We start from the raw sequence: 21,140 nt of genomic DNA, 5'->3' as shown, positions 1-21,140 counted from the left end.
TAAGGTTTTCCTGTGACACTTTACATTACAACAGAATCCACACAATAACGAATCATATCTACCTTCTGATCCTGCAGCCAAAATTCAATACTCCGATGGTTGATTTTATCCACGTATCCGATAATCTCAGCCCCTTGCTCCCCTCTTTTATAATAAGAAGTGCCATAAGCCTTGATCACTTCGTCTGCTGAAGCTCCAATATGAATATCTCTTGCCGTACTCATCGTATGATCGGAATAGACGCTGATTAGAATGATCTTATCATCACCACGTGCTGTGGCTATTGTTGTCTCGTGACCCAGATCATAATACTGATACCGCTCTATATCATTATTTGGCTTAGGTTCCCTAGCGATTGAATCAAGGCTTTGAAGCAGCTGAATGCCGCCCAGACTTTCCTGTTCAAGATGGGTGCTGGAAACACGCGAGTAATGATTTTGTTTGGGCGCATTGTATAAGTAGATATGATAGATCCCGTAACTTAAACCTACCGTAATAAAAATAATGATAAATGACCAGCCTCTTTTAAATGGCTTCTTCCTCACTGACCTCACACCTTCTTCTTACCTTTACTGTGCAAAATATTCAGCCAGCTCACGCTGCGCCAGATATTGCGGGAAATTAAACGACTGCCATGCCTGCTCACGCTTATTGAGTTCTCTCCATTCATTCTTTAAAAAATCATCCAGCATCCCATCTTCCTGTTCACTAAACTTTATCAGAGAAGGGATGACCTCCGGAGATAAACGGACCAAATAATTGGCGTCCAATTTACCACTTGCCGCATAGCGATCCATATTTTTATTAGCGATAATAACATCCATCCCGATATAGTTCATGACGACGTAGGAGATCAAGCCCAGCACAATATAACATTTCGCCAATGGCACACGCTGAACAGCTATCCGTAAGGCTGCAACCACCAACAATAAGCCCATAAATATCATAAATGCATGCACTAAAAACCGAGTCGTGGTATAGCCGTACACCTCTTCATATAGAGTCAGACGGGTATAGGCGGAATATAACATAACTGTCGAGCAACCAACCAGAATGTAGAGCAGGACATTAATGAATTTTTGCAGCCCCCCACTTCTTTTTCCTTCCGATACCAAAGCCAGCAGCAAAATCACGAAATTAATCGCAGCCACCATAATCAGCTCAAAAAATCCACTACGTGCGTAATCAGCATATGAGCTGCCCTCTGGTAAAATCCCTTCCCATGCTCCAAACAAGTAAGAAAACTGTACGAAAACAAACAATACATATACCGTGTTAATGGCTATAAGAATCGTCGTCATAATTATCGGATCCATTTTAAAGCTTACAGGCGCCAGCACTGGACCATATTCCTTAGGCTGCATATTCCAGTCATAGATTTTCGAATCCACATACCCCCACACTAAGCCGAACAAGCCCATGCCCAGCAGGATAATCCACAGCACCCGCACAAAACCTTCCCCAAATGAAATCCGATCCAGCACATTCGGCAGCGCCAGCAGTACATGATGAAACACTCCGTCCGCTGAGGACAGCAGAGTCACCACAACCAGCAATATTGGAAAAGAGATCGCAAGTCCTATCAGCACTTTCCCCATGACCTGCTTACGCTCGTCCTTCATTTTACTGCCGCCAGACCTTTTAATGATCGTAAACACAGTGCTCCAATGGCGGAAATTCTGTGGAAGCACATGCTCCAGCGTGTTCCCCACTAATCCAAGCCGGCTCCAAGCCGGCCGTTTATCACTAAGCAAATAAGTCATATGTAATAAAATCAACACCGGGATCACCAGCAGGTTCAGCCCAAAGAAGAAAAAATTATGAAAGAATAAATAGGTTAATGAAAGTAGAAAAATCGCTCCAAACCAGAAGTAACTGAATTTGTTAAGCTTGCGGATTTTAGCCTTGGCATAATAAAGCATGAACGCATAGAACAGACATACAAAGATTGGATACGATAGGCCCGCCAGCTTTCCATAAAATAAATACTGATGAACTATTGCCAGTAAGAACGCGGCAAGCAAAGCAGCAAGCGATCGATTAAGCCTAAGTCCCGTTCCCGTTTCCATTTCCTCGGTCATGGTAATTACCCCCATTTTCTTACTTTCTCATCCTTATTTTACGTGATAAAATAAGAAAAAAAAGAGAAAGAATTTATTTATAATTTCCTATTTTCCGAAAGGAACCAAAACAATGAAGCTGCATAGCCAATTTTTAAAGCTGCAATCTCATTTTGGGGGAGCCACAGAAATCTCAGTGACGATGGATGAGTTGGCATTGATTTTCGGCTGTACACACCGCAATGCCATGCATATTGTGAATAAAATGATGTTGCAGGAATGGATCAAATGGACGCCTAAGCGTGGACGGGGAAGCCGCTCTTTGCTGCAATTTCTTGTTCCCTCCGAAGAAATAGCCCTTCAATCCATGATGCAGGCGATTAGCCGCAAAGATGTCCACAACGCTATAGAAGGCATCAAAACCCATGCCAGCTCCACCTCACTGCAGGATACACTGCAGGGTTGGCTGCTGACCTATTTTGGGCATCATTCTGAAATTCGTAGTGACAAACAAATTGATACTCTCCGGCTGCCTATTACCCAGCAGCTCCATACCTTCGATCCGCTCTATATGAATCTGCTGGCAGAGTCATTTGTTTCCAGCCATGTTTTCGACGGGTTAGTGAAACGAAGTGGTGAACGGGACAAAATTGTTCCCTGTCTGGCTCACGCCTGGGAAGTCGATGAGAGCCGGACGCTCTGGACTTTTTTTCTACGCAAAGAGGTGTTATTCCATCATGGAAAAGTGCTGACAGCCAAGGATGTAGTCTATTCCCTGGGACGGTTGATGCAAACCTCTAAACGGACACTCTATAGCTATATTTTCAAAGAAATCCAGCGGGTCACCGCATTAAATCCATCTACCGTTCAAATTACGCTTAAGCAGCCTAATGAACTATTTCTGCCATTTTTGTGTACGAGCAGAGCCGCAATTGTACCGCGTGATTTAGAAGGAATGGATGAGCAGAGCTTTGGCCGTAGACCCGTGGGGACTGGTCCCTTTAAGGTTGTGGATATGACCGAGGACACTTGTGTGCTGGAGGTTTTTCCTTATTATTTTCAAGGACGGGCTCATTTAGATCGGGTTGAAATCCTTTATGTCCCGTGGGATACCGAAACGTCATCCTCTGATACGGGTTCTGCTTTTCACGTGATTCAGAATCCCTCATCCGCCAGTTCTTCGACCTGGAGCCGAATTCATTCGGAGTCTTCCATTCGGAAATTCGTCACCTGCAATACGCAAAAAAAGGGACCGCTAAGCGATCCCCTGCTTCGGGCAAAAATAGTCTCCTGTTTAAAAGACGATTCAGCGTACATCGAGCAAGAAGCGATAAAAGATCAAGAAATCACGTTGCAAATCTCTACGATTCCACAATATGCTGGCGATGCTGATTTTATTGCCACTAGACTAGAGCAACAAGGTTATAAATGCAATGTCATTTCCGTGTCTCCAGAGGAATTTAAAGGTCCGATTCGGCTGGAATCAGACCTGATTGTTTTCTCATTATTCCGTGACGAGGATGAACAACTTCGTTTGTTTGATCTATACCTCACGCTCTCCCAGCATATTGAACCGCATACCCGGGCGGATATAGAAGGCTGGCTGTATACCATCGCGCGCGAACCTAATCCGGTGGCCCGAGCGGAAAGTTTCAGTATCATCGAGAACCGTCTGATTAAAGAGCACCACCTACATATTTTGTATGAAAAGCCGACTCAGACAGCTTATCTCCCCTCTGTCCGCGGGGTTAGCTTCAATAGCCAGGGTTGGGTCGATCTTCGTCATGTCTGGTTTCCGCCACTGCTCTCTAGTAGCAGCACGAGTTGATCTGCTTGAAGTAAAAAATGCGGAAATCCAGAGCTTGCCCCGGATTTCCGCATACGCGATAAAGCTAATTATTAAGCTGCTGTTTTAGTCGTAGCTGTAACTGTAGAAGTCCCTGCATCCCACTTCACATCCATATTCAATCCCTCGGAAATAAATCTTACCGGAACCAGTGTCCGGTTTCCGATAATTTGCGGAGGAACGTCGAGTGTGAGTGCTTTGCCATTGATGTAAGCAGTCTTGCTGCCAATGGCCATTACGATCGTTGTATTGTCTTTTATTGCGGTAATTTTCTTAGTCGTTTGATCCATGGTTACTGTAGCACCCAGAGCATTAAAGATTGCATTCACTGGCACCAGCACACGGCCATCCTTATTCACAGGAAGCTGATCTGCAAAGCTGACCGCTGTTCCGTTTAAAAGTACGGATATTCCCTTAGTGCCCGTCGTGTTCGGATTCGTTGTTGATGGCGTTGTAGTTACAGAGGGTAGAGGTGTGACGTTAAGTCCTAGCTGGCCTTGCAGATTAGCAAGTCTGTTCAGCGCAAAGGTCATAATCGAACCTGCTGCCATTGTCCCCATACCTTGTCCCCCGCCTCCAGCGTTACCTGTTGGAGGTGTAGGATTGCCATCAGTCGCAGTCGCTGTATTATCAGGACGTGCTGGCGGTGTCGTTCCATCCGGTGGTGTCATACTCTCCATCCCTTCAGGAGGAGTCATGCCTTCCATCCCAGCTGGCGGAGTCATTCCTCCACTACCACCCATTTCACCTGTTGCTGAGTAAGTAACATTACTTTCAAATTGTTCCATGGTATAAAATTTGGTTGGGTCTGCTTGAACGTAAGGTTTGATCAAGGTAGCCAATTCAGTAATTCTGCTCTGAATTCCTTCCAAATAATCAACCAGCTCAGATACATATTTCAGGTATTTAGTCTTATATTCAGGCACTTCCAACAGATTAGCAATCATTGGGACCTGATCTAAACTTATCCCAAGCGTTGGATTATCAATTGATGCAGTTACTGCGTTGGTATTGGCTGCAAGGGTTGTTGCCGATGTAGAAGTTGTGCCCGCAGCAGCTGTTGTGTCTGTTGTACCTGTTCTGCCGCCTCCGCCACCAGAATACCCGTTAAAGGACATGTTCATATCCCATGGAAGTACACTAAATTTACCGGATGCATCCCCGTACAACATATAATTATGACCTTTATCCCCGTTATAGCTGTCATAATTACCCAATACAGCATTAGCGGCAATATACTTCAGTGCCGAATCCACATCTAGCACACTTTCAATAGAACCCTTCTCACCGGCAGGCATCTCATTCAGCACCTTGATGAAGTTCTTCAACGAAGCTTTATCATCTTCCTTACCTGTATCATAAGTTATTGTTTCGTAGTCACTGCCTTCTTTGTACTGCAGATAACTTTTTTCTTCTGTATCATACAGAACACCATCGTCATAATTTTCTCCATAGGTACGTTCTAGATAGCTATCATCTATCGCTTCCACACCTACATAAAAACCATATAATTCTCCGTTGATATACAGGTTGGTGAACACAGTCAAAGGTGCATCCACACCTACAGAACGAAGCGCTTCGTAATGTAAATATTCACGAATATACGAAGGGTCTGAGTAATTGTTGTTCAGTACCATTTTATCAAGACCAAGTAACGTTTGCTTCTTATCATATTTATCAAATTTCAGCCGGAAGCTGTATCTATCCGAGTCTGTCATACTGGCTACCGATTTTAACGTCAGATTCCCTTTAGTAGAAAATCCAACATTTTCAACAACATTCCCGTCAACTTCAACCTTAACTTTTTTGTATTCTTTTTCGAGGGGACTTGCTAATATACTTTTCCAATCCGCATCATCAATCGTTACTTTAACATCAATGATTCTGTCACCCGCGAACAGGGATTCATACGCTTTCGTTACACCTGCATCCGCCGCACTAACTACGGGCGTGTTTCCAGCAACACCAAACGCCGTTGAGACGATAGCAAGACTTAGTGTAGCTGCCATGAACTTTCTCAGCAAATTTTTCTTCTTCACCATGTGTAATCCTCCTTGAAGTACAGATTTATGTTTTCGCAGTTCAAGGAGATTGTAAAATATGAATCTGAATATACGCTGAATAGCTTGTCTATGCTTTGCCAGGTAGGCTGTTTATCAGCCCTTTGCCAATCAGATTAGCTGAAACCGGCGGTTTTCCGATCTCTCTAGCCCAGACCGATAATTGCCCGACATGATGAATCTCATGAGCAATCACATGGCGCATTACCTCACCCCAGGCATCAGTCACGATCCTGCCATCCGGAAGATGATCCTCAAAAATCCTCTGCTCCAGCCCCTCATGCCAAGCCGTTACAAAGGGTTCCACCTCTGTGTGGAATTTTGCATCCAATTCTCGTACTTGCTGCAAAGTCTTGTACCGCTCAAAATCCTCTTGGAAATCCGGCTTTCCTTGCAATACTTGAATCCAGCTCCACTCCACATCAACAATGTGAAAAAGCGTCTTAAGAATACTGCCTACACCACCTATACGTGTTGCGAGCAACTCCTCCTCAGAAATATCTCCACACCACTCATACCATTGTTCACGGACCATCCAGTTATATTGAAAAAATGTTTGCAGGTTAAAAACCTCCTAGAAAGTTGTGTACTTTTTAATGGGAGCTTAAATGTTTTCGGTATCCCTCCACCTTTTCATCTCTATAACCTAACGATTCATAGAACACATGCGCTTCCTTCCGCTGCTCACCGGAGACTAAAATGATATAATAGCAGTCTCTTTCCCGGGCCGCTTGTTCAATGGCGTTCATAAGTTTTTTGCCAACGCCTTGACGGCGTGCCCGCGCTGAAACCACCACATTCTCAATCACCATAAACGGTTTGCAGTCCCCCACTAAGTCCTGACACACGATCCCCATCAAAGACCCTAGTAACTCTCCTTCTACAAAAGCACCCAACAGGATGTAGCGGTTATCCGCCTTGACCCCTTTAAATACTTCTTCAAGCCTATTAAGGTCAGACGGTTTATTCATCAGCTCTTGATATAAATTCCCCAGTTCAGGAAGAGATTCCATTTCTATTTCTTTAATAACAACCATGATTGTTCATCCTGCTTTCTTTTAAATTAACAGCCCTGCTCATACACATACAGTCCGCCATTCCGTGGATGAGATATTCGCTTTCCATTATAACCTCTTTGGACCAACTGCTGTATTAATACCTTCATAAAGAGTAATGCCCATAATTCCAAACTTCCTTCAACTCGAATTCGTCTTTCTGTCCATCCCACTCTACTACCACTTTGATGATAGAATCCTCTCGCTCAAACGCACCAATCCCAGAATGTACGGACTTCAACTCACCTTTGACTCCCTCAACATTATTGCTGAATTCTTCTGTATCCTGTTGAATAAATTCCGCCGACCAAAAGTTCCTCCTATACCATTTGTAAATATCTCAGCACGATCTCAACGCGCTCTCCAACCGATAAATCTTCCTCTATTCGTAAAATAGGACATTCCAGTGCGGACATCCATTCCTCATGCAGCACTTTGCTCCTGACTTCAACTCCAGCAACATCATATAATGCCGCCCACTCCATAAAGGTCTGATATGCTTCGTATTTACTTCCTCCAGGCAAAATATGATCACCATATCTCTCGTACTCTCTGGCTCTTAATCTATCTAAACGAATTTCCGGTGGAAGTCCTAGAAAAATAACCAAATCGAATAATGGTCGAAGGCCATCTCCCCAGCCACATACCGCACCGCTTAAAATCCAAGGCTCCTTATGGGTCAAATCGCTTGTAAGTTTCGCTAATCGCGCATTGACCTCACGCTGCTTAGTGAATTTATGCTCCCAAAAATAGTCGTCACTGTCTAACTGGACATGTGGCAACACTTTAGCTAATTCGTAACCTAATGTACTCGTTCCTACGCCTGAGGCTCCCATAATATGAATTCTTCTCATACCTTCCCTCACCTTTAAGTGGATTTAAAGTTGCAATTCGGGCAATTTTCCTCCAAGTATAAAAACAAATAGACTGCTCTCTAAGTAAGCAAAGCAGTCCATTTATCGTATAAATCTTATTCCGTTATAGCTGCTACGTCTTTAGGAATCCGGCGTGCTGCATCCGTGGATATAGCCGCTTGGATTACTGCCAGGCGCACCTGCTCAACTACTTTTTCGTTAAAAATACTCGGGATGATATATTGCTCATTGAGTTCATCCGGATGAACGACTGATGCAATGGCTTTTGCCGCAGCCAGCTTCATTTCCAGATTCACAGTTCTAGCCCGGCAATCAAGTGCGCCACGGAAAATACCCGGAAAACATAACACATTGTTGATCTGGTTCGGATAATCACTTCTGCCTGTCGCTAGAACGCGAACAAAAGGTTCTGCCAAATCCGGTTCAATCTCCGGTGTAGGATTAGCCATCGCAAAAACGATGTTATCACTGGCCATGCTTTTGAGATGATCCACGGTTAGAATTCCCCCACGGGACACCCCAATAAAGACATCTGCCCCTCGTATAACCTCCGTTATTCCACCCTCAATTCCCTCAGGATTGGTTGCGGCAGCAAGCTTCTGCCATTCCGGATTATCATACTGGAGATCTTTTCTGAGAACGCCTTCACGATCAACCGCATAAATATAACGCGCACCCGCTGCCAGCAGCAGATTACATATGGACACCCCAGCCGCCCCAATACCCACAACAACAATCCGTGCATTTTCAATAGATTTATTTACAACTTTAAGCGCATTCAAAAGTCCTGCAAAAGCCACCACGGATGTTCCATGCTGATCATCATGAAATACCGGAATGTCCAGTTCTTCCGCAAGCCGGCGTTCGATTTCAAAGCAGCGTGGCGAACTTATATCCTCTAAGTTTATCCCTCCAAAGCCAGGAGAAACTGCTTTTACGATATTGATAATTTCATCCGGATCTTTGGTATTTAAGCACAGCGGAAAAGCATCAATGTTCGCCAATTGCTTAAACAGCATCGCCTTACCTTCCATGACAGGCATAGCGGCTTCCGGCCCGATATCCCCTAGTCCAAGCACAGCAGTGCCGTCCGAAACGACTGCAACTGTATTTCTTTTCATCGTCAGAGAATAAGCTTTTCTGGGATCTTCGGCAATCGCCGTACATACCCGGGCTACCCCCGGCGTATACACTAAGGATAAATCTTCCCGATTTTTAATCGGCATTTTAGGTGTGATTTCAATTTTTCCGCCAAGATGAGCCAGAAAGGTCCGATCCGACACGTTGATTATTTTAATTCCCGGCATCTTCGATAATATTGAGATAATATCTCCATTAGCTGCGTCTTGCACATTCACTGTTATATCTCGGGTAGTGACATCCTTCCCTGCACGTATCACGTCAATAGCAACAATATCTCCGCCAGCTGCGGCAATTCCTGAAGCAACATCGCCAAAAGATGCAACCGATTTCCGAATTTCGAGCCTGATAATCATTGTAGTCGCAATCGACATGAATTAGCCTCTCTTTCTTCAATCCTATTATTTAAAAAATACTATACTTTCCCATTTAAACATATCTTCCGCCTATTAACTAGATCAACGAAAAATTTTTCTTCTTACAGTATCCCCATCCGCACCCGACCCAAATACATCAGGTATGACAGCTACGGGCACAGAGCCATTTTTCCCATAAAAATAAAATTCATCATAATCTTAAGTGTATGTAAGCATAAACAAACCGTAAGCTCTTCTACTCTTCATTACCTTTTCTGCATGTTGTAGAGCATCCTGCCGATTTCTTTTCTCCACTGGCCCTTTCTAGTTGTTCTCCTTCACTAAGGTCTGTACTGCTCTTCTAGCAAAACAACCTTACCTTCTACAAATGTCAGATGGAATAATCTATCCATTAGCTCTTCGCTAATAAAACTCGTATAGTCCCCTTGCTGATGTCTCGCCCCGTTTAGTTCAGCTATAGTTACATCAGTCTCCAGCTTAAACCGCTTGATTTCTTCGCTTGCATTTCGGATATAGAATCCATTAGGCAATGATTCGGGTTCTATTACACCATCTTCTTTAGCTGCAATTTCTGCCGCCGCTCCACCGAACCATTCCACCTCATCCAGATCCAGATAAACCGTATTCCCTTCTGTGATAACGCCCTTTATAAAAGCTAATTTTTTCTCCACTTGCGGTAACTTATAAATAATTTTTTTCAGTTCCTCCACACTCTCACCCTGCACTCCGCTCTCAGAGTTAGATTGGATTGAAATCACACCCATAGTTTGAACTAGCTCCTTGGTAGTTGGGTTAGTCTCTTTTGGTGGCTTGTTATAAAAAGAATATCCATTAAAACCAAGTGAGACTAATGTGATACCCACTAAGACTGTAACCCTTAAATTTTTCCATTTCATAAGTTTCACCCTCTATCACGCGATTTAACGGAACCTTAATAAACAATTGCGCTATATCATAGACAATCACAAGTTGACCGGGCAGAATAAATATTATATACATGTCTTACCTATAACGTAGTTGAAGGAGCTCACACTTATGACAGAATCATTTCAAGCGTTAGTTGTCGACAAAACAGAATCATCCTTCTCCGTAGCTGTTAAACCGGTTACCCTAGAGGATCTGCCAGCTGGAGAGGTTGTAATTAAGGTTGCATACTCCAGTGTAAACTATAAAGACGGTTTAGCCAGTATTCCAAACGGTAAAATTCTAAGAACATATCCCTTTATTCCAGGGATAGATTTATCCGGTATTGTGGTATCTTCCACAGACGAGCGGTTTCATAAAGGGCAGCAAGTCATTGCGACAGGATATGGTGTTGGCGTATCACACTTTGGTGGCTTTAGCGAATACGCTCGTATTCCCGCAGGTTGGATCACTCCCCTTCCAGAAGGCCTGACGCTTAAAGAAGCTATGATCTACGGTACTGCAGGACTGACAGCCGCCTTGTCCATACTAGCCCTGGAAGATCATGACGTTTCCCCGGACAAAGGCAAAGTACTTGTAACAGGCGCTACCGGCGGTGTAGGTGGATCTGCTATTGCCATGCTTGGCGCAAAAGGGTATAGCGTAGTGGCAAGCACAGGTAACGCCGAAGCTGCCGATTACCTTAGAGGTATAGGAGCCGAAGACGTGATCTCACGTGAAGAGGTCATTGGCGGCGCCAGCAAACCCTTGGACAAACAATTATGGCAAGGCGCAGTAGATTCGGTGGGTGGTGACACCCTTGCCGCAGTTCTGAGTAAAATCACCTACAGAGGTTCTGTAGCTGCAAGTGGCTTAACCGGAGGCACTTCAGTTCCAACTACAGTACTTCCGTTTATTCTTCGGGGTGTTAACCTTCTCGGTATAGATTCTGTGGAATGTCCTGCAGACCTTCGCCAGCAGGCTTGGAAACGGATGGCGAGCGATCTGAAGCCAAGTCTGCTGGAGAACCTCGTGGATCGTGAAGTCACGTTAAACGAGCTACCGCAAGCATTGGAAGATATTCTACAAGGAAACCTTAGAGGAAGAGTACTTGTCCGTTTATCCTAGGTTTAATTACGAAACCTCCCGGAATCTAGAGTTCCGGGAGGTTTGTTTAGTTTACTCTTGGTTATTCGGATATTGGTAATGCGGCTGCTGCTGTACATAGGGTTGTTGGCGATAATGCTGATCATAACCCTGCGTGTAGTACCCTTGCATCGGGTAAGGCTGATAATTAAAGGCTTGTGTAGCTGGAGGCATTTGTGAAGATATCGGGATGGGTTGCGCCTGCATATGAGCGTAAGGATTCATATTTGGCTGCATATTAGGATGCATATTTGGTTTAACATTGGCTTGCATATTTGGAGCCATGTTAGGGGCCATATTAGGAGCCATATTGCTGCTGCCCATTACTTTATCTTCTTCGCAGCAGTCAGCAGGAGGGCCGATGAAGGTTCCAGGCTTGATTGGAGCTAAAGCTTCTTTTACCTTAGCTTCATTTAAGCAGTAAGTATGGGCTAATACATTTGCCGGGGTTTTGCTAAGAATATCCGAACCTAAGATAACCTCAGGAATAGGTGCATCAAAAATCGCGAGCAGATGTGTATTATCGACAGTAGCTATCTCATAATGCCACCAGCCTTGCGGCACATTTGCCACTTGACCCGGACAAATCGGAAAATGCAGAAGTTCATTTGTGAACGGATTGATTAAAGACACTACCGCTGAACCGCAGATACAATACACAAGCTCTGCAGCATTTTGATGATAATGAGGTTCAACCACATTTGATTTGCTAAGAAAAATATCCAGCAGTGATATGTTCTCGAGCGTATTCAATTGTTTAACCGACAGCAAGTTAATGAAGTTGTTGGCATCTTTTTTAAAAAGTGTATTAGTGTTCACATCAAAAGTAAACTCTGTATTGGGGGACGTATAGTCCATGTATGAAGTCACTTTTTTTCCTACCTTTCTGTTGCTATAAATTTTTGCTTTCCCTAAACACAAGATATGCGTTTGCCTATGCCTAGGTGCGGAGATTCACTACTCCTGATAAAAATTCATCTTTCTTTTCTAAACGGGGCATCCTCTAAGTATTACACTCTCACCCCACATAGGAGGCACAGTATGAAATCGATTCGCACAAAAATAGTGTTAGCGTTATGTATCACTGTCTTTACAATTATGGGTTTCCAGCCTATGAATCTTAGCTCCACAGTTGAGGCCGCCAATAACAAAACAGCAGCGAAACAAGCGCCTCTTACATTCGTTCTAGTTCATGGGTCTTGGGCTACTGCTGGTTTTTGGGATCAAACGGCCGCCGCACTTCGCAGCTTAGGACACACCGTCTATACTCCGGAATATGCCGGACATGGCGGGGACAAAAACAATAATGTAACGCATGCGCAAATCACACAGTCTGTTGTCGACTATATCAAGCAAAAAGACTTAAAGGATATCATTCTGCTCGGACATAGCTTTGGTGGTTCGGTGATCCAAACTGTCTCTCAGGAAGTACCGGATCGAATCAAACGTCTGGTATTCTTCGACGCCTTCGTACCGCTGGATGGGCAAAGTGTGGCGGACCAATTTCCAGCTGATTCGCTGAAGTACTTTGAACAGCTGAGAGATACTTCCGGCAATAACACCATAACGCTCCCTTTCCCTCTTTTCCGGGATACATTCGTCAACACCGCCAGTCTTGCGGAAGCGCAAGCTTTTTACAAACAAGCTCCTCCTGAGCCAGCAAGTCCACTTTTCGAAAAGCTTGATCTCAAGAAATTTTACAGTCTCCAGATCCCTAAAAGTTACCTTTATCTAACGGAGGACACCGCTATACCGCAAGGTCCATACGGATTCCACCCTACACAATCCAGTCATTTAGGCATCTTCCGCTTCATCGAGGGCAAAGGAGATCACAAGACCACCGTTCGAACCGAACCCAAAATGCTGGCGGAATTAATGGTGAAGGCGGGAAGAGATTAGTCGCTTAACAGCTGGATAATCTAGGTAGCTGTTGTGGCTTGAGCTGGGGTTTTTGGTGCTGAGCTGTGTAATGTGAGTTGGGCTATGCGATGCGAGTTGGGCTATGTGACGTGAGCTGAGCTATGTGATGTGAGTTGGGCTATGCGATGTGAGCTGAGCTATGAGATGTGAGCTGAGCTATGCGACGTGAGTTGGGCTGATGACGCTGGGCCGGGCTATGCGATGTGAGTTGGGCTATGCGATGTGAGCTGAGCTGGCGGCTCGAGCTGCGCTTTGTGAGCAAGCTAGGCTGGTGACGCTGGTCTGGGTTATATGACTCTGAGTTGGCCTTGCCATGCTGAGCTGAACATTGCGACTTTGAGCTGGCATTGTCACTCTGAGCTGAACATTGCGACTTTAAATACACTAGAGTTTGGCGATGATCGGACCGAGGAGCTCTTATTTTCATAATTTCAGCGATTTAGCCATGCTATCGGACTCAGATGCAGCTATTCGCCCAAATGTACTCCTATAATGCGTGATTTTAGGGGAATAAGAGCCATACAGTCCGAAACTCTCGCCAGAACGACCATAATGCCAAAATAGCTGCAATACGGTCCGTAACGATCGTGTAGTGCAGCAAAAATAGCTGCAATACGGTCCGTAACGATTGTGTAGTGCAGCAAAAATAGCTGCAATACGGTCCGTAACGATCGTGCAGTGCAGCAAAAATAGCTGCAATACGGTCCGTAACGATCTGTGCTCTTAAGTAATCACCAACGTAAGCTGATGATTTATGACGCTGAGTTGGCATTGCCACACTGGGTTGAACATTGTCACTGATCATTTGGAGAAACAGACCACGTGGACTAAACGATTGTGCTTTCGAATTAAAAAAAGAGCAAGCGTATGGGAACCCCCTACTACGTTTGCTCTTTTTCCTATCCATAACCAACCTACTTCCTAGGCAATCCGCCACGCGGCAGCTCGGGGTCCGATGTCACTCCGGTAATCACCCAGCTATTCTTCTCTTGCACAAGTGAAATTGTCAAAAGTATAGAAGGTGCTGCTCCACTTGAAGTCGCAGTATCCAGACGCATTTCTATGACCTCTGAATTCTTGTTAATTATCGTTTCTTTAGTGACCTCGTAGTTCGTGATCCAAGGACTTGAGACACCCGTCACCCAGTTTAGTTCAACAAACCGCGGATACATAATCTTTTTGAAATCTTTAGAGAAGATCGAATACTGAATCGAGGCATTCCGATGCTGTAATCCGAACCCGTATAGCTCTGACGCTTGAATTGCAGAAGGTAATATAATGCGCCTAGACTCCGGAGCTGGCTTGGGCATAGCCGATAGCAGTTCTCCATTAACGTGAGTCATAGTAACGGGGGCTGATGCACCCATAGCCATTCCCGGCAGAAGCAACAATCCCGCAATTAGGGCAGTCGCCATTTTCATTTTGCTAATTAGAATCACCTCATTCGTAGCCTGTTCACTACATGTGAATTGAACCTAATTATTCCCCCACTTCACTCATAAATATGTACACAGTTTCCAAATCCACCAATAATGTATACCTCAATGAATTAAACTGGTAATATAAAATACAACGATACTACACAATCATTAATTCCATTAGATTTTTATAGGAGTGTTCCCATGAAAAAAATCTTAAACATTTGTCTAGTAGCAGGTCTGCTACTCACTCTATCCGTCGCTACCCTGAATACAGCAAGCGCTGAATCCAAGGTCAAAACCTACAAAAACTGCACGGAGCTAAACAAAGATTACAAAGGTGGAGTTGCCATTTCCAGCTCAACCAAGAACAAAGGCGGCAAAACGAAATACAAACCCTACGTATCGAAAGAACTCTATAATGCCAATAAAAAAAGCGACCGTGACAAAGACGGAATCGCTTGTGAGAAATAGGCTTAGCCTTGCTCCACTATTTGCTTGAGCCTTAGATCCGGCGTGAAAAAGAGTCGGTAGCTCAGTACACTGAGCAGCATACTCGTTATGGCAGCAGAGGCAGTGAACGAGAACACAATTAATATCTGATAACGAACAGCTACTACAGGATCAGCGCCCGCGATGATCATTCCGGTCATCATTCCAGGAAGTTGAACAAGCCCAACCGTCTTCATACCGTCGATGGTAGGAATCATGCTGAATTTTACAGATCTTTTTCTAACTTCCTGGACCGCCTGTGGGACCGTTGCTCCAAGAGACAACAACGTTTCAATCTCCCCTTTGCTCTGCTGAATTTCATGCTTGATATGGTTAATGAACAACCCTGAAACCACCATAGCACTGCCAATGGTCATGCCGCTAATCGGAATGATATATTGTGGCGTAGCCTCAATGATATGTAAGCTGAGCAGAATGCCCATCATGAGCAGTTCCATAGTAGCAATCGCCAGTCCAATTCTCCAGACTAATCCGCGCAAGCCTTTGCCTCTTTTGGCTGCATTCCATGCGGCTACACTGATCATAAAGAGTATTATCACAATTACATAAATGACCTGATCCGATTTAAAAATAAATTGCAGCACATACCCCACCGCAAGCAATTGAATGGCCGACCGCACTGTGCCTACAATGATATCTTTTTCCAGTCCGAGCTTTTGCCACACGGAGACCAACATTGTCCCTAATACAAACAGAAGCGTGAAACTTAGTGCTGTATAACTCATAACAACGACGCTCCTTCCGAAGGCCGAACGAACCTTTTAGCCAATTCTTCCGCAGATTCAGCAAAAAAAGACTCGCTCACATGCTGTTCCAACCTGCCTTTTCCCATAAACCATGTAGTTGTGCTTATTCTGCTCGCCTGCTTAAGATCATGAGTGACCCAAATCATCGAAGTGCCTTCTTCCTTATGCCAATCCTCTAGTAGCTTTTCAACCATTTGAGTGCTGTTGACATCGAGCGAAGCGGTGATTTCATCGAGCAATAATACCGTAGGTCGGAGCAGCAAGGATCGAATTAAAGAAATCCGCTGCTTTTCACCACCCGAACAATCTGCCGCTTTTTTGCTTAAATCCAAATGCTCCAGCCCCAATTGCCCAATTAGTCGCTGCGCTAGTTTAAGATCATAAGGTTTGTCATGCAGTCTGCTGACAGTTCTTAAATTATCCTCCACACTGCCAGACAGCATGACCGCTTGTTGTGCTACAAACCCTATTTTCATCCTCCATAATCTCGCATCCATACTTTTATATGAAGTCCCCTTTACCAACATATCTCCCTCATTCGGAGCATCCAAGAGAGCTAAGATTCTAAGGAGTGTACTTTTCCCTTGGCCAGAGGCACCAATCAATGCGATGCGGTCCGATTCAGCTATGTCTGCGGAGATCTCCGAGAAAAGATATTTCGAAGTTTGGTCGTTACTTTTCCAGTTAAGTTTTGCAAGTCTCTGAATCTCAAAAATACTACTCAATCCCCTACCTCCTAATACCATCCGCTAAAATAGCATACCGTCTAGTATTATAGCATTTCAGCTATAAAAAAGAGAAAGACATCCAGTTTCAGGACGTCTTTCCCTATTCGAACTATTGCTTTTTATTGATTAAACCGGGCCACAACAAACACCGCAGGTGAATTCCAATAGATCGTCACTTCATTCGTAGAATAGCTAAGCTCATGATCGACAAAGCACTGCGCAGCTGGTTTTCCTTGTAAATGCTCAACTACATATTCATCATGCAGCCCACGATCTGGCCCCCCTGACACCAATCCCGGCACCGGATCAGCCACATGGTCACCTACAGAAGGGCGATGATGCGGATTCATCACGGCATGATCCCCAAACCCGGTAACATAGCTGATATCCAGAACGTTACGCCCCATCAGATAATGTAGATGATCTAAGGCACAGTCCGCAAAACCGGAGTCTCCACTAAAATATTCAGCCGCAAGCAGCAGCATTGCATTGTTCATTACTAGCATATTGCTGCCCCAGATATAGTCCTCCTCTTTTAAGGAGATCCTATAGCCCTCCTCACGACTCTGTTCCGCTAATCGTTGTGCCTCAGCAACAAGCCCTTCTTTTAACGAGGCATATAAAGCACGGTCTGCCTGCTCCTCACCATTTAACAGATAAGCAATAGTGCCATAGCCCCCCATATCACCCCAGCCTAAACTGTATTTTGGAAAAGCCAGCTGCACTAGCTGCAGAACAGCTTGATGATATTCCTCTTTCCCTGTCGTACGATACAGCTCCGCCGCTGCCCAATACCGCTCGTCCTTATCGACTCCATCCCCGTATTCTCCAGTGCTAATCTCAGGCGGATTCGTAAAACCGGGTACATCTGGATGCTGTACAAGCCATTCCCATGCTGCCCCCGCAGCATCCAGACATTTCCGCGCATAAGCAGCATCAAAAGGCTTGTACACTCTTGCAGCCATAGCCATAACACCAGCAAAATCCCCAGTTGCAGTAGCAGATATTGGTGAGAAGTACAGATCTGCTGTATCGTCCTCAGGCATAACATCCAGACCAGGAAAGCTTAACGTAGTCAATTTATGGTATACACCACCTGTTGCGGAGTCTTGCATTTTAAACAACCAATCGAGCTCCACCCTGCATTCCAGCAGCACATCTGGCGTAGATCCATCACTTTCAGGCAATGGGATAGCGCTTACAAAAGCCGAGGGATATAATTCATAGGCAAGCAGCATATCCGCGATAGCTTTCGCTCCGGGACCGCTATATTTTCCATAATCACCTGCATCATGCCAGCCACCCGAACAGTCTAGTTGAAGATCCGGTTGCCCATATACAATCCCTTTTGCGGTATGGCACGCCTTGTGCTTCCAATCTCCAGCATATTCTTCAGTCAACTCAACACCACAGCGATAATAATAAAAAGCTTTCAGCAAGCCCTGTTGAAGCTCATGATAAGGCTGATCTGAGATTGAAAAGGATGCCGAAGCTAGACCCTCGCCCTGCTCAATCCGATATCTTCCCTCAGTATTGACCTCCGAGAAATCACCTGTGTGCAAAGTTACTCCACTGGCTTTATCAAATCTTCCTGCATCTGAACTACCTTTGAACACAATAGTCCCACTATCAACATCAACTACCTGAAAATCATGCTCAGTACCTGTAAATACTGCGATCTTTTGTCCATCCAGCGGATATCCGATTTGATTCACAGTAATGGTGCGAAGTGTACGCTCGCTCATCTTCATTCTCCTTTTATGTAAAAATGATGAAGCTGAAGTAACCATTCTCTTCTAGTTGAGAATACTCTATTCTAGTTATCTATGGCAATGATGTATACAAGAAAAAAACCTAGAGTCACCCGAAAGGAAACGGATAACTCTAGGCGGACAAAACAGCTTATTTGTCGTCAAGCAATTTAATAAAGTTAGCTGGAAGTGTGAACTGCTTATTATGAACCACTATACGGCGAAGCTCTTCCTCAAAGGAGCTAAGATCATCTTCATCATCGTCTTTAATTTCCTTTATATCCCGGTGCAGACGCTCCATTTGCAGATCAAGGGCATGAGCGGCATCCGCCGCATTTTTAAGTTCACGAGTCATACTCTCAGGTACTGATTTATTATATTTATAAAAGATTTTATGTTCGAGGCTTGCCCAGAAATCCATAGCAATGGTACGAATTTGAACTTCTACACAGACAAGCTCCTGGCGATCGGACATAAAAACAGGGACTTGAATCAGCAAGTGAAGACTCTGATATCCGTTAGGTTTAGGGTTCTTAATATAATCCTTTACCTCAAGGACCGTTAGATCATCCTGCTTCTGAAGCATCTCACTAACATGATAGATATCAGAGATAAAAGAACAGGTGATCCGCAGACCAGCGATGTCTTTAATACAATTTTTCACTGAATCCAGCGATAATTCACCATTTTTGCGCAGCATCTTGTTCATGATACTTTCTGGAGACTTAATACGCGATTTGGTATGTTCAATGGGGCTGTAATCATGCAGAGACTGAAACTCCTGTTTTAGGATCTCAATCTTCGTTTCCATCTCATCCAATGCAAATTTATAAATTAACATGAAACGAGTGATATCGTGCTTAAGCTTCTTAAATTGTTCGATTTGATTCTCGGGGGTCATTATCTCATTTCTCCTCTTGTAGCGTTTCTCTATATTTATCATAGCCAATCCACTAGTGAATTTCAAATTCAGCGGTAATGTAGCCATAATCCAAACCTCACACTCCGTTTGATTACGTACCTTTTGCGCCGCGAATCCACTTGCGAAGTCGCTATAGGACCCAGTTGACCTTATACACAGTATAATCCCATAATCGGGATGCTATCGGACTCCATAATCGCTATTGGCAAAAAAACACAAAATATGAACCTCTTCATAAGAAATAACGTCACTGGAGTCCGAAACCCTGCTCAAACGGAGATAAACCTAAGAACCAAACCCATGATGCCCAAGCAACTAAAGTAACCCAAATAACCAAACTAGCTAAAGCCCCTCAATATGTTACGGACCGTATTGCAGCTATTTGCGCTTTTTGGTCATTTTCACAGAAGTATCGGACCGTATAGCTCTTATCACCATGTAACAGTGCAGAATCGGTGTGGTTATGAGTAAATAGCTGCAATATAGTCCGATAGCTCGCCTAAAACGTTCGAAATGGAGAAATAAGGTCAGCTGAGTCCGAGCGGTAAAGGTCATGCAGAAACTAATGCCTGATTTCGGTTGGTTTACGTCCAGGAACACAGTGTACCCGACCGAGTACCCGATCATTAAACTGAAAGTTTCATTATTCAGTTGAGCTGTTTCCACTTTTGCTCAAGCGTTTGCGGAACATACTCCTTCAAAAGAGTCAAGAGTTCCAACGGCTCGTTGGATACGTTTAGCAGACTTAGATGCGAAGAATTAGAGAAGCCTTCTTGGATACTGTTATGTATCAGATTCATCAGAGGATCAAAATAATTCCTGATATTTAGAACCCCTACCGGCTTCTTGTGTATGCCAATTTGTGACCAGCACAAAACCTCAAAGAGCTCCTCATACGTTCCAAACCCTCCAGGTAAAGCAATAAAGCCATCTGCCAGCTCTCCCATTTTTGCTTTACGGCCATGCATATCCTCTACCTCTATCAACTGCGTTAACTCTCTATGTACCATTTCCCCATTAAATAATCCTCTAGGCATTACCCCGATTACCTCGCCTCCACCATTCAAAACAGCATTAGCGACCTCACCCATTAATCCGATTTTTGAACCACCGTAAATTAAACGATAATTATGCATAGCCATGTAGTTACCAAGTTCAACAGCTTTAGCTTTATAATCCTCATGCACCCCTAAATTCGATCCTGCGAAAACACATATTGATTTCAAAATCTCATCTCCAAACTATATATTGATAATGTCCGCTATCTAATATACTATATGTTGGAGTATAAATCATGTGAAAGATTAAGGAGTGCTACATAATATGGAAATTAACGATGTGCAGAAATGGATTAATCATTTTTATGGAGAACGAGGCTGGACTACTTATGGTCCTTTTATAAGAGTCGGATTCTTAATGGAAGAGACAGGTGAAGTCGCACGAGCTGTACGCTCCTATGAAATCGGCAGAGATCGACCGGATGAATCGACTCGTACTCCAGAGCAACTGAAAAACGACTTGATTGAGGAAATCGGGGATGTTCTCGGAAATATCGCATTGTTAGCTGACTTATATGGCATCACTTTAGAAGAGGCTTTTACTGCACATAAAGAAAAATTAGTAAAGCGATTTAATTCCTAGGGACGAAGTAATCCTAAAATAATAGGACTACAATCGGCA

21 protein-coding genes and 1 pseudogene are annotated in these 21,140 nt (G+C 44.1%); 5 read left to right on the top strand and 17 right to left on the bottom strand.

Annotated elements, in window-relative coordinates; genetic code table 11:
• Positions 1-20: 20 nt before the first annotated feature.
• Together MHI51_RS11870 and MHI51_RS11865 are read right to left on the bottom strand one after the other, a co-directional pair.
• The gene (locus tag MHI51_RS11870; RefSeq protein ID WP_076130648.1) at positions 21-545 is read right to left on the bottom strand and encodes a hypothetical protein; all 525 of its coding nucleotides are present in this window, start codon (positions 543-545) and stop codon (positions 21-23) included.
• Between the two features lie 24 nt (positions 546-569).
• Positions 570-2,081, bottom strand: a complete 1,512-nt coding sequence (locus MHI51_RS11865) for a DUF4153 domain-containing protein (protein ID WP_076280880.1) — start codon at positions 2,079-2,081, stop codon at positions 570-572.
• A 112-nt stretch (positions 2,082-2,193) separates the two neighbouring features.
• On the opposite strand from MHI51_RS11865, the gene MHI51_RS11860 reads away from it, so the two are divergent.
• Positions 2,194-3,888, top strand: a complete 1,695-nt coding sequence (locus MHI51_RS11860) for an ABC transporter substrate-binding protein (protein WP_405173893.1) — start codon at positions 2,194-2,196, stop codon at positions 3,886-3,888.
• Between the two features lie 71 nt (positions 3,889-3,959).
• Here the strand turns inward: MHI51_RS11860 and MHI51_RS11855 are convergent, their stop codons facing one another.
• The 7 genes from MHI51_RS11855 to MHI51_RS11825 all read right to left on the bottom strand — a co-directional run bounded on the left by MHI51_RS11855 (position 3,960) and on the right by MHI51_RS11825 (position 10,309).
• Complete coding sequence (locus tag MHI51_RS11855) at positions 3,960-5,948, bottom strand: CotH kinase family protein (protein ID WP_405173892.1); 1,989 nt, start codon at positions 5,946-5,948, stop codon at positions 3,960-3,962.
• An 88-nt stretch (positions 5,949-6,036) separates the two neighbouring features.
• On the bottom strand, positions 6,037-6,528 hold the full coding sequence (locus MHI51_RS11850; protein ID WP_076219440.1) for a DinB family protein: 492 nt from the start codon (positions 6,526-6,528) through the stop codon (positions 6,037-6,039).
• 31 nt (positions 6,529-6,559) lie between these two features.
• Positions 6,560-7,003, bottom strand: a complete 444-nt coding sequence (locus MHI51_RS11845; protein WP_076219441.1) for a GNAT family N-acetyltransferase — start codon at positions 7,001-7,003, stop codon at positions 6,560-6,562.
• 124 nt (positions 7,004-7,127) lie between these two features.
• Positions 7,128-7,262 (bottom strand): hypothetical protein, encoded by a 135-nt coding sequence (locus MHI51_RS11840; RefSeq protein WP_256715869.1) that lies wholly within the window; start codon positions 7,260-7,262, stop codon positions 7,128-7,130.
• A 79-nt stretch (positions 7,263-7,341) separates the two neighbouring features.
• Positions 7,342-7,875 (bottom strand): AAA family ATPase, encoded by a 534-nt coding sequence (locus tag MHI51_RS11835; protein WP_076219442.1) that lies wholly within the window; start codon positions 7,873-7,875, stop codon positions 7,342-7,344.
• Between the two features lie 116 nt (positions 7,876-7,991).
• Entirely contained in the window at positions 7,992-9,410 is a 1,419-nt protein-coding gene (locus MHI51_RS11830) for an NAD-dependent malic enzyme (protein ID WP_076130640.1), read from the bottom strand.
• 323 nt (positions 9,411-9,733) lie between these two features.
• Positions 9,734-10,309 (bottom strand): hypothetical protein, encoded by a 576-nt coding sequence (locus MHI51_RS11825; protein WP_076219443.1) that lies wholly within the window; start codon positions 10,307-10,309, stop codon positions 9,734-9,736.
• Positions 10,310-10,448: 139 nt separating this feature from the next.
• Between MHI51_RS11825 and MHI51_RS11820 the strand changes: the two genes are divergently transcribed.
• The gene (locus MHI51_RS11820; protein WP_076219444.1) at positions 10,449-11,444 is read left to right on the top strand and encodes an acryloyl-CoA reductase; all 996 of its coding nucleotides are present in this window, start codon (positions 10,449-10,451) and stop codon (positions 11,442-11,444) included.
• A gap of 300 nt (positions 11,445-11,744) precedes the next feature.
• Here the strand turns inward: MHI51_RS11820 and MHI51_RS11815 are convergent.
• Positions 11,745-12,332 (bottom strand): annotated as a pseudogene (locus tag MHI51_RS11815) (cupin domain-containing protein); the annotation flags it as partial.
• A 171-nt stretch (positions 12,333-12,503) separates the two neighbouring features.
• Here MHI51_RS11815 and MHI51_RS11810 point away from each other — a divergent pair.
• Positions 12,504-13,361, top strand: coding sequence for an alpha/beta hydrolase (locus MHI51_RS11810; protein WP_405173891.1), 858 nt, complete (start codon positions 12,504-12,506; stop codon positions 13,359-13,361).
• Between the two features lie 523 nt (positions 13,362-13,884).
• Here MHI51_RS11810 and MHI51_RS11805 read toward each other — a convergent pair.
• Positions 13,885-14,289 (bottom strand): hypothetical protein, encoded by a 405-nt coding sequence (locus MHI51_RS11805; RefSeq protein WP_144024631.1) that lies wholly within the window; start codon positions 14,287-14,289, stop codon positions 13,885-13,887.
• Between the two features lie 7 nt (positions 14,290-14,296).
• The gene (locus MHI51_RS11800) at positions 14,297-14,803 is read right to left on the bottom strand and encodes a hypothetical protein (RefSeq protein WP_076218736.1); all 507 of its coding nucleotides are present in this window, start codon (positions 14,801-14,803) and stop codon (positions 14,297-14,299) included.
• Positions 14,804-15,004: 201 nt separating this feature from the next.
• On the opposite strand from MHI51_RS11800, the gene MHI51_RS11795 reads away from it, so the two are divergent.
• Positions 15,005-15,274 carry an excalibur calcium-binding domain-containing protein gene (locus MHI51_RS11795; protein ID WP_076218737.1) on the top strand — a complete coding sequence of 90 codons (270 nt, stop codon included), beginning with the start codon at positions 15,005-15,007 and terminating at the stop codon, positions 15,272-15,274.
• 2 nt (positions 15,275-15,276) lie between these two features.
• Here MHI51_RS11795 and MHI51_RS11790 read toward each other — a convergent pair whose 3' ends face one another.
• From MHI51_RS11790 to MHI51_RS11770, 5 genes are all read right to left on the bottom strand, one after another.
• Positions 15,277-16,038, bottom strand: coding sequence for an ABC transporter permease (locus MHI51_RS11790; RefSeq protein WP_076187012.1), 762 nt, complete (start codon positions 16,036-16,038; stop codon positions 15,277-15,279).
• Positions 16,035-16,784 carry an ATP-binding cassette domain-containing protein gene (locus MHI51_RS11785; RefSeq protein WP_342410690.1) on the bottom strand — a complete coding sequence of 250 codons (750 nt, stop codon included), beginning with the start codon at positions 16,782-16,784 and terminating at the stop codon, positions 16,035-16,037. The genes MHI51_RS11790 and MHI51_RS11785 overlap by 4 nt, the downstream gene beginning before the upstream one ends.
• Positions 16,785-16,906: 122 nt before the next feature.
• Positions 16,907-18,532: a glycoside hydrolase family 9 protein gene (locus MHI51_RS11780; protein ID WP_076218738.1), complete on the bottom strand. Its 1,626-nt coding sequence runs from the start codon at positions 18,530-18,532 to the stop codon at positions 16,907-16,909.
• Between the two features lie 157 nt (positions 18,533-18,689).
• Entirely contained in the window at positions 18,690-19,439 is a 750-nt protein-coding gene (locus MHI51_RS11775; protein WP_076130330.1) for a GTP pyrophosphokinase family protein, read from the bottom strand.
• A 668-nt stretch (positions 19,440-20,107) separates the two neighbouring features.
• Positions 20,108-20,686, bottom strand: coding sequence for a TIGR00730 family Rossman fold protein (locus MHI51_RS11770; protein WP_076193859.1), 579 nt, complete (start codon positions 20,684-20,686; stop codon positions 20,108-20,110).
• 97 nt (positions 20,687-20,783) lie between these two features.
• Between MHI51_RS11770 and MHI51_RS11765 the strand changes: the two genes are divergently transcribed.
• Entirely contained in the window at positions 20,784-21,101 is a 318-nt protein-coding gene (locus MHI51_RS11765; protein WP_076130332.1) for a MazG nucleotide pyrophosphohydrolase domain-containing protein, read from the top strand.
• The last annotated feature ends 39 nt before the right edge of the window (positions 21,102-21,140 follow it).

It is taken from the genome of Paenibacillus sp. FSL H8-0260, from assembly GCF_045040625.1.
Classification (GTDB): Bacteria; Bacillota; Bacilli; order Paenibacillales; family Paenibacillaceae; genus Paenibacillus_AQ; species Paenibacillus_AQ odorifer.
Note: the sequence above shows the minus strand (reverse complement) of the source record. Positions and strands in the feature narration are given on the sequence as shown.

Bases quoted from the DNA above. Each gene is read 5' to 3' on its own strand.
- MHI51_RS11865 (WP_076280880.1), bottom strand. From the start codon at position 2,081: ATGACCGAGGAAATGGAAACGGGAACGGGACTTAGGCTTAATCGATCG.
- MHI51_RS11860 (WP_405173893.1), top strand. From the start codon at position 2,194: ATGAAGCTGCATAGCCAATTTTTAAAGCTGCAATCTCATTTTGGGGGA.
- MHI51_RS11855 (WP_405173892.1), bottom strand. From the start codon at position 5,948: ATGGTGAAGAAGAAAAATTTGCTGAGAAAGTTCATGGCAGCTACACTA.
- MHI51_RS11845 (WP_076219441.1), bottom strand. From the start codon at position 7,003: ATGGTTGTTATTAAAGAAATAGAAATGGAATCTCTTCCTGAACTGGGG.
- MHI51_RS11835 (WP_076219442.1), bottom strand. From the start codon at position 7,875: ATGAGAAGAATTCATATTATGGGAGCCTCAGGCGTAGGAACGAGTACA.
- MHI51_RS11830 (WP_076130640.1), bottom strand. From the start codon at position 9,410: ATGTCGATTGCGACTACAATGATTATCAGGCTCGAAATTCGGAAATCG.
- MHI51_RS11825 (WP_076219443.1), bottom strand. From the start codon at position 10,309: ATGAAATGGAAAAATTTAAGGGTTACAGTCTTAGTGGGTATCACATTA.
- MHI51_RS11820 (WP_076219444.1), top strand. From the start codon at position 10,449: ATGACAGAATCATTTCAAGCGTTAGTTGTCGACAAAACAGAATCATCC.
- MHI51_RS11810 (WP_405173891.1), top strand. From the start codon at position 12,504: ATGAAATCGATTCGCACAAAAATAGTGTTAGCGTTATGTATCACTGTC.
- MHI51_RS11805 (WP_144024631.1), bottom strand. From the start codon at position 14,289: ATGGATAGGAAAAAGAGCAAACGTAGTAGGGGGTTCCCATACGCTTGC.
- MHI51_RS11800 (WP_076218736.1), bottom strand. From the start codon at position 14,803: ATGAAAATGGCGACTGCCCTAATTGCGGGATTGTTGCTTCTGCCGGGA.
- MHI51_RS11795 (WP_076218737.1), top strand. From the start codon at position 15,005: ATGAAAAAAATCTTAAACATTTGTCTAGTAGCAGGTCTGCTACTCACT.
- MHI51_RS11790 (WP_076187012.1), bottom strand. From the start codon at position 16,038: ATGAGTTATACAGCACTAAGTTTCACGCTTCTGTTTGTATTAGGGACA.
- MHI51_RS11780 (WP_076218738.1), bottom strand. From the start codon at position 18,532: ATGAGCGAGCGTACACTTCGCACCATTACTGTGAATCAAATCGGATAT.
- MHI51_RS11775 (WP_076130330.1), bottom strand. From the start codon at position 19,439: ATGACCCCCGAGAATCAAATCGAACAATTTAAGAAGCTTAAGCACGAT.
- MHI51_RS11765 (WP_076130332.1), top strand. From the start codon at position 20,784: ATGGAAATTAACGATGTGCAGAAATGGATTAATCATTTTTATGGAGAA.